We start from the raw sequence: 13,298 nt of genomic DNA on the forward strand, positions 1-13,298 counted from the left end.
GTTAAGAAAACAAAACGCACCTTTTAATTTCGAAATGAGTTGTCAGTTGAATTCGCCCAAATAATTGCGCATAAATTTTAGCGCATAAGCAATATGATACTTTACAGTTTCATGCGAAACATTCAATTCTTCGGCTATTTCTTTGTTGGTGTAATGCTTAATCCTGCTTAGAATAAAAACTTCTTTGGATTTTTTAGGAAGTAACGAAGCCGCTTTATCAACTGCTTCCTGTAATTCTTCATAATAAATAGAATCTTCGGTTGCATTTGTACTGCTGAATTCTTCACTATTTCGATCAATAACTTCTTTAATATATTGGTCCGTTATAGTATGTGATTTTATATAATCCAGAGTCACATAACGAACTGAGGTATAGATATAAGCCGAAAATTTCTTTTGAATTACCAAAGTCTTTCGACGTTCCCAGATTGTGGTGAAAACTTCCTGAACAATTTCTTCAGAAACGGGAATAGATTTCATTCTCACATAAACAAAGCGAACTAATAAATCCCGATAGCGAAAATACAATTCATCAAACGCTTTATCTTTTCCTTGTCTCAACAATTCAACAAGTTCTTCATCGGTAAACCTTTTATACATAATACGTCGCTTTTGTATTATTTGGTAAATGAATGGCAATTATCAAATTACCAATTCCGATTATTTTCTTGCGATTTGTTCTTAATTTAAAAAATGACATATTCTACAGTGTGTTGTTTATAATATGTCTCCAAAATTAGAAATGAGGGTAGGTGAACAAGGTTATGGTTATATTAATAAAAAGGTCTGTTTATAAAACATTGTATTAACATTTCATTTAGTATTTGTTATGAAGTAGCATTATATAATTTATATTGATGATGTAAATCCGATAATTAAAGGGTGAAGTCTATATTTTCGGACTCAATACTTGTTTCATTGCGTGCCACGGTCGTTTTGTTGCGTACCTACGGCACGCTATTTCTATATCAATATTTTTTTTTCTACCAACATTTAGTGCCTAACGGCACAGAACAACTATTGTTTTGTTGCGTATCTACGGCACGCTAAAATCAGTTCAAATCCATGTTTTTTTTACCAATATTTAATGCTTATTAATACGAACATTTACAAAACCAAAAAGGTGAAATCAATTAAGAAATCACCTTTTTTGTTTGCACTATTTCAGTTTATTTTAAAACCAAAATCAATCTTGAATTATTTTATAAACTGAATAATAAATCCTCCTTTTGGGGCTAAATTATATTTCCAGTTTGAAGTTATTGGATAAGTTTCTACTTTAAATTCCATTAATGCATCTTTTCCTTCGGAGATAATTCTGAATTTTGAAAAACCTTTGCTGTATTTTTTAAGATCTATTGAAACTGGCGATGCCGTATTCGTTCCGTTTATCCCGATAATATAAGAAAGTTGCTCTTTTTGACGGGACAAAACGATTCTTTTACCCGGTTCTGCAATTATACATTCCGTTTTATCCCAGGTCGCAGGCATCTCTTTTAATAAGGTTTTAAGTTCATTGGGAAGTGAATTAAAAACCTCTTCTGAATCAGCAAAATGGATCACACCAGATGTATAAATCATAGCCATAGAAAGCTCATGAACTGCAGTATTTAAACGCGTATATTTTCTAAAAGTCAGCGCAAATGGTGTATAATCAGCAGGGCCAGCTACATTTCTTGTGAATGGTAATACGGTGTTTTGTTCCGCTGCTTTTTCTGGGAATCTTGGCTCATAAAAATAACTTTCTGTTCCTAAAATAGCTTCTGCCGTTACAAAATTGGGCCATGTTCTGTGCCAGCCTCTTGGCACTGTTGTACCGTGTAGATTGACCAATAAATGTTCTTTGGCGGCATCTTGAAAAACTCCTTGCAGCGCTGCCATAACTTCTTGACGATCTGAGCACCAAAAGTCTATTTTAACACCTTTTACACCCATTTGAGCCAATTCTCTAAATCTCTTTTTTCTTTTTTCCGAATCAAAATACTCTGCCGAATATCCCCAAACTAAGGGTTGAACTCCTTTAGACAAAGCATAATCAATAATTTTTCCTTCTTTATTGGCTTTTTCCCATCCGGCATCAAAAAGTGTATATCTAAAACCAAATGAAGCCGAAACATCTGTGAACTTATTATACATTTCAGGCGTAAAATCTTCAGGATGTGACCACCATGACCAAGCGGCTTTTCCGGGAATAATCCATGAAGTATCTTCGATTTTAGAGGCTGGTGCCAAATCTGTAATCATAGTCGATAATAATATATCCCCTGCTTTATCGCCAATCATGATCACTCTCCACGGCATTGTCCACGGCAAATTCGATTCTGGATAAGCATTTCCTTTATCGGGTAAAGGCAGGGTGAATTTTTCGTCGTTATTAGCAAATGCAATGCTGTAAATTCCGTCTTTAGAATCCGGTTGTAAATGACATCCGGAAAATGAACCATCAGTTCCTGATTCTGCAATTAAAACCCAATTTTTAGTATTGTTTACATTAAAAAGAGCCGGCATGCACCAACCAACCGATTCATTTCGTGCACCATTTATTGGATCTCCCGACTTTACACTAACATAAAAATCCTCGTAACCCGGAGTATAATCTCCTGCCTTATTATAAGGTTGAAGCCAGCCTTTTGCATTTTGCTCGATATGAAATCCTGTCAATTCATTTTTAAGAACTCTTTTTTGCTCTTCCTTATCAGTAAATTTATATCTAAAAGCAACGCCTTGTTCGCCTGCAATTAAATCTATTGTCATTAAAGCGCCTTGTTTGTTCTTGAATGTTATACTTTTAGTTTCAAAAACATGGTCAGCAACTTTATTACTGGCAACTTTAAGCTCGTATTTTTCGCGTTTTTCTTCGACAGGCGAAATTTTTACAACCGATAAACCAGATGTAAAATCATTGTTTTCGAAACTCAGACCAAGCGGAGAATCAAGAATTATAGTTTTGTCACGACGTGTAACTTTATAAGACAGCTTTCCTCCTTCCGCCAAAGACAATTCTATTTTATTTAGATTGTCCTTAGATTTCAGATCAAGCTTTTCATTTTGTGCTTTACAGTTCGCCTGAACAAAAAATAGTGCCGGCGCAAGTAAACTTAAAGACCGATGAATAAACGTTTTTTTCATTATATAGTTTTTAGAGATTAGTTTTAATTTTATTAATTTGCAAAGTTTTTTAGCCACGAATTCCACGAATTAATTTTTGCAAGTCGTAGCAGAAAAAAATCATTTTAATCCTTACAATCTGTGGCAAAAAAATAACGTGAACATTGTTTTACGCTAAGTTTTTTTAGCCACAAATTGCACAAATTTTCACAAATTAATTCGTGCTGATTCGTGAATTCGTGGCGAAAAAAATCATTCTATTCTGTGGCATATTTTGGAAGCATAACATCAAAAGTATAAGTAATCGTTTCATTATAAACCTGCCCAGCATCGAATATTGTGTTTGGGAAATGCTTGTGATTAGGGCTGTCAGGATAAAATTGACATTCTAAACAAAGCCCGTCAAAAGGTTCGTAATATTTCGAATGTTCACCGATTGTTGCGCTGTTCAAATAATCTCCGGTATACAATTGCAAACCCGGATAAGAAGTAAAAACACGCATTAATCTTCCGGATTTCTCTTCGAACAATTCGCAGACAGCATTTTCATTGGCTGAACTTCTATCAAAAATATAGTAGATATTAAGTCCGCTATTTTGCATTACATCTGCCAGTTTATAATTAAAAAACAAATACTCATTTGCAGGTATAATTTTTCCTGTCGGAATATAATCCGATGTGCTTTCGAGAATTTTAGTCGCCTGTATATTCAGTTTGTGATTATGGATTTTTTCTTTACAAGCGGATAAATTAAAATAAGAATGATTGGTTAAATTTAACGGCGTTGGTTCATCGGCTACAGCCAAAAATTCAATTTTAAGTTCATTTTTATCCGTCCATTTATAAATGGCTTTCGTATTTAGATTACCTGGGAAACCACCTTCACCATTTTTGCTTTCGAGCGTAAAAATTATCGAATCTTCTTTTATAATAAAATCAAATACATTATTATTAAAACCCGCAGAACCACTATGATTGTTGTTTTTACCATCATTTTTATCGAGATGATAGGTTGTATTTTCGATAGAAAATTCAGCATTATTGATTCTATTGGCAAAGCGTCCAACTGTTGCTCCTATATAAGAAGTGTCTTGTAAATATCCTTCTAAGGTCGGAAATCCAAGAACTACATTTTCCTTATTTCCGTTTCTATCCGGTACAACTATGGACTTTACTATGGCTCCATAATTAAGCAGTTCAACGTAATTTTCGTGAACATTTTTTATTCGGAATTTAAAAATTTCTTTTCCTTTGTATGAACCAAAAGGCTCATAAGTAATAGTATCTGAGGGGTTCATATTGTTTTATAAAAATGGTAAAAACACTATCTGTATAATAGTATTTCAAAAGTACCGTTGATTATTATCATCAAAATGGACATTTTTTTTAAATACATGGATTAAATTACGATATTTGAAAAATAGTACTCGCAAAATGAAGAATTCATCACAAAAGGAAAAGATAAAAGTTAGAGAAGGTTTTTTAGGACAACGTATGATCGTGATTCCTAAAAACATACTTTCCGAAATAAAAAATAATGGACTTATATCAAGTTTGTATTTTACCGATATTGGAGTTTTTCCCAACGCAAGTCATCACTCGATGAAACGTAAACACGGAAGCAAACAATATATTTTGATTTATTGTTATAAAGGCGAAGGCATTATTAGCAAAGAAAACAAAACCATAACGCTTAAAGCGAATACCTTTTATATTATTCCTCCGGAAGTTGCACACGATTATTATGCTTTAAAACAAAATCCGTGGAGCATTTACTGGATTCACTTTACAGGTCCGCAAGCACCGCATTTTTATGATAAATTCATAACTGAATATCCCGACACTGCGCCACAATTATCGTTGGAAGAAAGACGAATCGAACTTTTCGAAAACATATTAGATGTTATGGAAGACGGTTACAGCGCCAGTAATCTCGAATATGCCAATCTTTCGTTATGGCAATTACTGAATGCTTTTTTATACGAGCGATTTTTTATCAAAAAAAATAGGCAATTTTCAGAGGATAATACTATTGAATCCGCAATTGACTATATGAAAAAGCATCTTGATTTACCTTTAAAAATCAACGAAGTAGCAACTCATTTTAACTATTCGTCCTCACATTTTTTTACCTTGTTCAAGAAACAAACAGGCTACTCTCCCATTCATTATTTCAATTACTTAAAAATGCAAAAAGCCTGTCAGTACCTTAGCTTCACAACTATGAGTATAAAAGAGATAAGCTTTGCTTTGGGGTTTAATGATCCGTTGTATTTTTCTCGTCTTTTCAAAAAAATAATGAGTAATTCTCCCATACAATATCGTACGGAATACAAGCAGTAGCGCAATTGTTTTCGTATTTTAGCCTTGAGCATAAAAAAATCAGATTATAATCCATCTATTCAAAAAAAATATCCATAAATCAAAGGTTCCTGTTCTGCTAATTTTACAAAAGCTATTAAAACCTTTTTATGAAAAATTATAATTATACCTTTTTACTATCAATTAGCCTTGTTGCAGCCTTAGGAGGTCTACTCTTTGGATACGACTGGGTTGTAATAGGTGGTGCAAAACCATTTTACGAAATTTATTTTGGCATTTCAGATTCTCCGGCTTTACAAGGCTGGGCAATGAGTAGTGCCCTTGTAGGTTGTGTTGCTGGTGCAGCTGTTGCAGGAAAACTGGCAGACACTTACGGAAGACGCCCTATGTTAATTGCCGCCGCAGTATTATTCTCTATATGTGCAATTGGTACCGGAGCATCTGAAACCTTTATTGTATTTATCATCTGGCGAATTATTGGCGGAATCGGAATTGGAATCGCATCGACAATTTCACCTTTATATATTGCCGAAATCGCTCCACAAGAAACCCGCGGACTATTTGTATCTATTAATCAACTTACGGTCGTTATTGGTATTCTTGCCGCGCAAATTACCAATATGTTGATTACCGAGGTTATCCCGTCAGGTTATACGCACGCTCAGATTCTTGCTTCGTGGAACGGACAAATGGGTTGGAGATGGATGTTTTGGGCAGGATTTTTCCCTGCGATTCTCTTCTTTATATTAATGTTCCTTATTCCTGAAAGCCCGAGATATTTGGCTAAAAAAGGAAATCATGATACGGCAGAAAAAACACTTACTAAAATTGGTGGACTAGCTTACGGAAAAGAAGCTATCGTAAAAATCAAAGAAACTTTTTCGCATGAAACCGAGAAAACCGATTTCAGAATGCTGCTGGATAAAAAAGCATTACCAATACTTGTAATTGGGATTGTATTAGCCGCTTTTCAGCAATGGTGCGGTATAAATATCATTTTTAACTATGCTCAGGAAATCTTTGTTTCGGCAGGTTACAGCATCAATGATTTGTTTATGAATATTGTCATTACCGGAAGCATCAATCTTATTTTTACATTGGTTGCGATGGGAACTGTAGACAAAATTGGGCGCAAAAAGTTAATGCTTTTTGGTTCCGCAGCGCTTGCCATAATTTATGCCTTATTGGGTTATTTTTATTATACCAATGTTACCGGATTCCCTTTATTATTGTTGGTATTATTAGCCATTGCCATCTATGCAATGTCCCTTGCTCCTATTACATGGGTAATTTTATCTGAAATTTTTCCTAACCGAATCAGAGGTGTTGCGATGTCTGTAGCCACATTTGCACTCTGGATCGCCTCTGCACTATTGGTACAAACCTTTCCAATTTTCAATGAATACTTGGGTACATCAGGAACTTTCTGGCTGTATGGTATTATCTGTGCTTTAGGATTTGTGTTTGTATTCAAAAAACTTCCTGAAACCAAAAACAAAAGTCTTGAAGAGATTGAAGAAATGATGGTTTCTGATAAAAAATCAAAGAAAATTTAATAATTTAAATTTCATTACATCATGCAAAAAGTAAATGTTTGGAAGGAAAAAATAATCCTACCAACCTATGAGGTGGGCAAACCTGAAAAAAATCCTGTATTTATTGAGAAAAGAGTTTATCAGGGAAGTAACGGATCTGTATATCCTTATCCGGTTATTGAAAAAATCGCAGACGAAAAAATTGACAAAGAATATCAGGCCGTTTATCTTGAAAATGAGTTTGTTAAAATAATGATCTTACCGGAACTTGGCGGACGCGTTCATATGGCGTATGATAAAACCAAACAACGTCATTTTGTATATTACAATCAGGTTGTAAAACCGGCTTTGGTTGGACTTACTGGTCCGTGGATTTCTGGCGGAATCGAATTCAACTGGCCGCAACACCACAGGCCAACGACTTTTGATCCGGTTGATTTTACGATTGAAGAACACGAAGACGGAAGCGCAACCGTTTGGTGCAGCGAAGTCGAGCGTATGTTTAGGACCAAAGGAATGGCAGGTTTCCGCTTATATCCTGATAAAGCGTATCTGGAAATTAAAGCGCAATTGTACAATAGAACCTCTTTCCCTCAGACTTTTTTATGGTGGGCAAATCCTGCTGTGAAAGTAAATGACGATTATCAATCGGTTTTTCCACCGGATGTAAATGCTGTTTTTGATCATGGTAAACGTGATGTTTCGTCTTTCCCAATTGCGAAAGGAACGTATTATAAAGTAGATTACTCCCCGGGAACAGATATTTCCCGCTATAAAAATATCCCTGTTCCAACCTCTTATATGGCGATTGCGTCCAAATATAATTTTGTGGGCGGATACGAAAATGATTCAAAAGGCGGATTACTTCACGTAGCCAATCATCACGTTTCCCCGGGAAAAAAACAATGGACTTGGGGTCACGGAGATTTCGGTCGTGCGTGGGATCGCAACCTTACCGATGAAGATGGTCCGTATATCGAATTAATGTGTGGCGTTTACACCGATAATCAGCCTGATTTCTCGTGGATTATGCCGGGTGAACAGAAAGATTTTACACAGTATTTTATGCCGTATCGTGATTTAGGTATTGTGAAAAATGCGACCAAAAATGCAATGGTTAATCTCGAAAGCATCGATAATAAATTAGTTATCAAAGCTTATACAACTGGCGTTTATCCAGATACAACGGTTACTTTAAAGAACAATGATACTGTTTTATTCCAAAAGCAATACGATGCTTCACCGTACAATTCATTCGAAGAAACTATTGACTTTGATTACAATGCTTCTTTAGAAGGATTATCAATTTTTGTAACAGATGCTGATAATAAAATTCTGGTCGATTGGACTTATGAAGGACCAAATGAAGATGAAATTCCGGAAGCTGCAAAACCTGCCCTTGCTCCTGAAGATATTGAGAACAACGAACAATTGTTCCTGACAGCACAGCATCTGGAACAATACAGACACGCCACTTATAGTCCGATTCCGTATTATGAAGAAGCTATTAGACGTGATGCCGGAGATATTCGCTCGAATAATGCAATGGGATTATGGTTGATGCGAAGAGCCAAATTTGAAGAAAGTGAGCCTTATTTTAGAGCAGCCATAAAAACATTGACGCAACGAAATCCAAATCCGTATGAAGGAGAAGCTTATTTTAATTTAGGTTTATGTCTTAAATATCAGAATAAAAACAAAGAAGCTTACGATGCTTTCTACAAATCAACGTGGAATGCGGCGTGGCAAAATCAAGGTTATTTCTACGTAGCACAATTGGATGCTTTAAATGACGATTATGAATTGGCGTTGACACACATCAAAAAAGCAATTTCTAAAAATACTGAGGATCATAAAGCATTGCATTTGCAAGTGGCTTTCCTTCGAAAACTGGGACAGCAGAAAAAAGCATCACTACATACTACTCTTTATCTTGAAAATGACTGTTTCAATTTCGGATTACTTTACGAAAAGTATCTTTTAAGCAATGACAAAAAAGACCTTGCTTACTTTAATTCGCTTATCAGAAACAACATTCATACGTATATAGAATATGCACTAGATTATGCTGCTGCAGGTTTATATGAAGAAGCTATTGGTTTATTAACCGAAGGGCTAAAAGATGAAGAAACCTACCCGATGGCGTGGTATTATGCGGGTTATTTTTATGAGAAGTTAAATAATATTGGTCAAGCCGAAAAATGCTTCAAAATGGCGTCTCAGGCAAAACCTGATTACTGTTTTCCAAATCAAATTGAAGCTGCATTGGTACTTCAAAATGTGATTCAGAAACAAAACAATGATGCAAAAGCTTTATATTATCTAGGGAATTTTTGGTATGCTTCAAAATTCTATAATGACGCGATTTCATGTTGGGAACAATCGGTAGTTATAGATGATACTTTCCCGACTGTACATCGTAATTTGGCTTTGGCGTATTACAATAAATTGAACAATCCTGAAAAAGCACTTGCTAGTTTAGAAAAAGCATTCTCATTGGATTTACAAGATTCCCGAATTCTGATGGAATTAGATCAATTGTACAAACGTTTGAACAGAGATTTGGTTTTCAGATTGGCGTTCTTAGAAAAACATTTAGAATTGGTGATTCAGCGTGATGATGTTTACTTAGAAAGAGTTGCTTTATACAACCTTTTAGGCAAACATGACAAAGCCCTAACCCTATTACAAAACCGAATTTTCCATCCGTGGGAAGGTGGCGAAGGAAAAGTAAGCGGACAATATTTGGTTTCTTTAACCGAAATCGCCAAACAACAAATCTCAGAAGGAAATTATGATAACGCGATTGAACTTTTAGAACAAGCTCAAACGTATCCTGATAATTTAGGCGAAGGAAAATTACCCGGCGCACAGGAAAATGATATTCATTATTGGTTGGGTGTTGCTTTCGAAAAGAAAAACAACTTAGAACAGGCTAAAAATTGGTGGAACAAAGCAACACAAGGATTAGACGAACCAACGGCTGCGATTTTCTATAACGATCAGCAACCGGATAAAATTTTCTATCAGGGATTGGCTTTCCTAAAATTAAACCAACAATCTGAAGCTGATAAACGTTTCGAGAAGTTAGTCGCTTACTCAAAAAAACATCTGAACGATCATGTTACGATTGATTATTTTGCGGTATCACTTCCTGATCTTATGATTTGGGAAGACGATTTAGATAAACGAAATAAAATTCACTGTTTATATATGCAGGGAATAGGGCTTTTAGGTCTCGATAAAAAAGCTGAAGCTGAGGAAGTTTTTGAAACTGTTCTTTCAGAAGAAAAAAGTCATTCAGGAGTTACGATACATTTATCGTTATTGAAGAGCGAAGAATCGGTTTCTATGTAAGTTAGTATTGGTAGTTTATATGTTTAGCCCCGATAGGTTTTTGAAGCCTGTCGGGGCTTGTTGTATTACTTAATATTTGGCGTTTGTAATCCTGCAAGGTTTTCAAAATCTTGCAGAAGAGAAAATTCCAAACCCGACTAGTTTTCTATTAAATAATAGAGAGTCTCAAATTTTTTTTGAATTGCCTCCAGCTTTAGCTGGAGGTATAAATTGGAGAATATATCCTGGCTTTAGCCAAAATAGGATTGAGAATATTTGGCTAAAGCCATATTTGTAATTAATTCTTCACCTCCAGCTAAAGCTGGAGGCAATTCAAGTATTAGACCTGAAAGATTTTAATAACCTGTTGGTCTTTAAGAACAAAAGAGGCACCAAAAAAAATGTCCTAATCTGATACTTTCCCCTTTTTAATGTCTTTTTGTGCGACATACCTTTGCATGTTTTTAATAGACGGCGTATTACATCAAATTACATGACGATGAAATAACAAAAATTAAAACGCTGGTTGGACTTATTATTAAACCGAAAACAAAATTTAAAAAATTTAAAAGAAAAATTATGGCATTATTAAGTAAAAAAGCAATGAATTTCGCTTATGGTATGGGAGCGGCAGTAGTAATTATTGGAGCATTATTCAAAATTACTCACTTTGAAATTGGACCATTAACAGGAACATTGATGCTTTCAGTTGGATTAGTAACAGAAGCGTTAATCTTTGCACTTTCTGCTTTTGAACCAGTAGATAATGAGTTAGACTGGACTCTTGTTTACCCTGAATTAGCAAACGGTCAAGCCAGAAAAAAAACGGATAAAGTTGAAACTCCATCTGATACCCAAGGATTATTGTCTCAAAAATTAGACACTATGTTGAAAGAAGCTAAAATTGACGGTGAATTAATGTCAAGTTTAGGAAATTCCATCAAAAATTTCGAAGGAGCTGCAAAAGCAATTTCTCCAACAGTAGATTCTATTGCAGGACAAAAGAAATATGCTGAAGAAATGTCTATGGCTGCTGCACAAATGGAATCATTAAACAGCTTATATAGAGTGCAATTAGAAAGTGCTTCAAGAAATGCACAAGCAAACAGTGAAATCGCTGAAAATGCCTCTAAATTGAAGGAACAAATGCAATCTATGACCGCAAACATCGCTTCTTTGAACAGTGTTTATGGTGGTATGCTTTCTGCAATGAGTAACAAAGGATAAATTAGTTTTTGACTATATAAATTTATTAATAAGAACTAATTAGAAAAAATGGCAGGAGGAAAATTAACCCCCAGACAAAAGATGATTAACCTGATGTATCTGGTTTTCATCGCAATGTTAGCAATGAATGTATCAAAAGAAGTTATATCTGCTTTTGGTTTGATGAATGAAAAATTTGAAGATTCAAATACTTCTTCAGTTGTAACAAACGCAAGCTTACTAACATCTTTAGATCAAAAAGCTGCTGAAGCAAAAGGAGAATTTGCGTTAGCTGCAGCAACTTCTCATAAAGTTGAAGCAATTACGAAAGATTTTTATTCATACATCGGAGCTTTAAAAGCTCAATCTGTAAAAGGTTTTGAAATAGATGCAGCAACAGGCAAATTACCATACGAGTCTATGGACAGAGGTGATAATATCGATGACTGGTTTACAGGAGATGGTTATGCTGCAAAAGGAAATGAAATTATCGCTAAAATTGAAAAATATAAATCAGATATTAAAGTCGCTCTGGGTACAGATAAAAAGTACGCTGATGTTATTTCTGAAATTGAGAAAAAATTTGATGTTTCTGATGTTAAAAACAAAGAAGGTATTAAAGAAAAATATTTAGCGTATCACTTTAAAGGATTTCCAGCAATTGCAACAGCTGCAAAACTTTCAGCTTGGCAAAATGATATTCAAAAAACAGAAGCTGATGTTTATAGTCGTGCTTTAGGAAAAGCGGCTCTTTCTACTGCTTCTTATAGCAATTACCAAGCAATTGTAGTTTTAGACAAAAATGCTTATTTTCAAGGAGAACCTGTTACTGGTAAAGTTGTTTTAGGCCGATATGACGAAAACACTAAACCTACAAGTGTTACAGGAGCGAAACTTGATCCTTCAACTGGTCAGGCGAAAATTGCCTTAACTGCGGGTGGCGTTGGAGAACAAAATATTAGTGGTCAGTTTACTTTTATTGAAGATGGAAAAACAATTCCGTTAAAATTTGAAGGTAAATATGTTGTAGTACCAAGACCAAACTCCGCCACAATTTCTGCTGATAAAATGAATGTTGTTTACAGAGGTGTTGTTAACCCAATCTCTGTATCATTCGCAGGTGTTGCTGATAACCAAGTTATTGCAAATGCTCCTGGATTATCTTCCGCAGGAAAACCAGGCAAATATAACATGAGTCCTGGTTCAGGTACTGAAGCTACAATTTCTGTAACGGGTACATTACCAAACGGAGATAAAGTTACAGATAAGAAAACATTCAGAATTAAAGGTATTCCGAGTCCAACAGGTACAATTAGAGGTGAAATAGGTATTGTTAAAGGACCTAAATCTAACTTAGAAATTGCTACTATTGGTGCCAATTTACTTGATTTCGATTTTGAAGTTGGTTTAGATGTTGTTGGATTTAACTTGAAAATTACCGGACAGCCTACAGTTGTTGTTACTGGTAATAAATTGAATGCACAATGTAAACAAGTTCTTTCAAGAGCGGGTAAAGGAGATCAGGTTACTATTTCTGAAATTAAAACTAAACTTGCCGGAGCTGGCAGTTATTTATTACCAAGAACTGCTCCGGTAATTTTTGAAATACAATAATAAACATAAGTAGTTGGCATTATAGGAAAAATTATCATCTCTAAAAAAAACTTAGATTTTTCGAAAATTTATTAAGTGATTCCTTAACTAATTTTCCGAAAGGCTTTTTTTCCAATGCTAAAAAAACTTATGTATAAAACCGTTATTGAGAAATAGCGGTTTTTTTTATTTGCTATT

8 protein-coding genes are annotated in these 13,298 nt (G+C 34.9%); 5 read left to right on the plus strand and 3 right to left on the minus strand.

Annotation, left to right across the window (positions count from 1 at the left end; all coding sequences use genetic code 11):
• Positions 1-42: 42 nt before the first annotated feature.
• The 3 genes from EAH81_RS10375 to EAH81_RS10385 form a co-directional block, all read right to left on the minus strand.
• Positions 43-600, minus strand: coding sequence for an RNA polymerase sigma-70 factor (locus tag EAH81_RS10375; RefSeq protein ID WP_140506641.1), 558 nt, complete (start codon positions 598-600; stop codon positions 43-45).
• Between the two features lie 597 nt (positions 601-1,197).
• Positions 1,198-3,129 carry a glycoside hydrolase family 97 protein gene (locus tag EAH81_RS10380; RefSeq protein ID WP_140506644.1) on the minus strand — a complete coding sequence of 644 codons (1,932 nt, stop codon included), beginning with the start codon at positions 3,127-3,129 and terminating at the stop codon, positions 1,198-1,200.
• 236 nt (positions 3,130-3,365) lie between these two features.
• The gene (locus EAH81_RS10385; RefSeq protein WP_140506646.1) at positions 3,366-4,406 is read right to left on the minus strand and encodes an aldose epimerase family protein; all 1,041 of its coding nucleotides are present in this window, start codon (positions 4,404-4,406) and stop codon (positions 3,366-3,368) included.
• Between the two features lie 136 nt (positions 4,407-4,542).
• On the opposite strand from EAH81_RS10385, the gene EAH81_RS10390 reads away from it, so the two are divergent.
• From EAH81_RS10390 to gldM, 5 genes are all read left to right on the plus strand, one after another.
• The gene (locus tag EAH81_RS10390; RefSeq protein WP_140506648.1) at positions 4,543-5,451 is read left to right on the plus strand and encodes an AraC family transcriptional regulator; all 909 of its coding nucleotides are present in this window, start codon (positions 4,543-4,545) and stop codon (positions 5,449-5,451) included.
• Positions 5,452-5,579: 128 nt separating this feature from the next.
• Positions 5,580-6,986 (plus strand): sugar porter family MFS transporter, encoded by a 1,407-nt coding sequence (locus EAH81_RS10395; protein ID WP_140506651.1) that lies wholly within the window; start codon positions 5,580-5,582, stop codon positions 6,984-6,986.
• 21 nt (positions 6,987-7,007) lie between these two features.
• Positions 7,008-10,322, plus strand: coding sequence for a DUF5107 domain-containing protein (locus tag EAH81_RS10400; protein WP_140506653.1), 3,315 nt, complete (start codon positions 7,008-7,010; stop codon positions 10,320-10,322).
• A gap of 558 nt (positions 10,323-10,880) precedes the next feature.
• On the plus strand, positions 10,881-11,528 hold the full coding sequence (gene gldL / locus EAH81_RS10405; protein WP_140506656.1) for a gliding motility protein GldL: 648 nt from the start codon (positions 10,881-10,883) through the stop codon (positions 11,526-11,528).
• Positions 11,529-11,576: 48 nt separating this feature from the next.
• Entirely contained in the window at positions 11,577-13,121 is a 1,545-nt protein-coding gene (gene gldM, locus EAH81_RS10410; protein WP_140506658.1) for a gliding motility protein GldM, read from the plus strand.
• The last annotated feature ends 177 nt before the right edge of the window (positions 13,122-13,298 follow it).

The sequence above is a fragment of the Flavobacterium pectinovorum genome (assembly GCF_006438875.1).
In the GTDB taxonomy this organism is placed as follows: Bacteria; Bacteroidota; Bacteroidia; order Flavobacteriales; family Flavobacteriaceae; genus Flavobacterium; species Flavobacterium pectinovorum_A.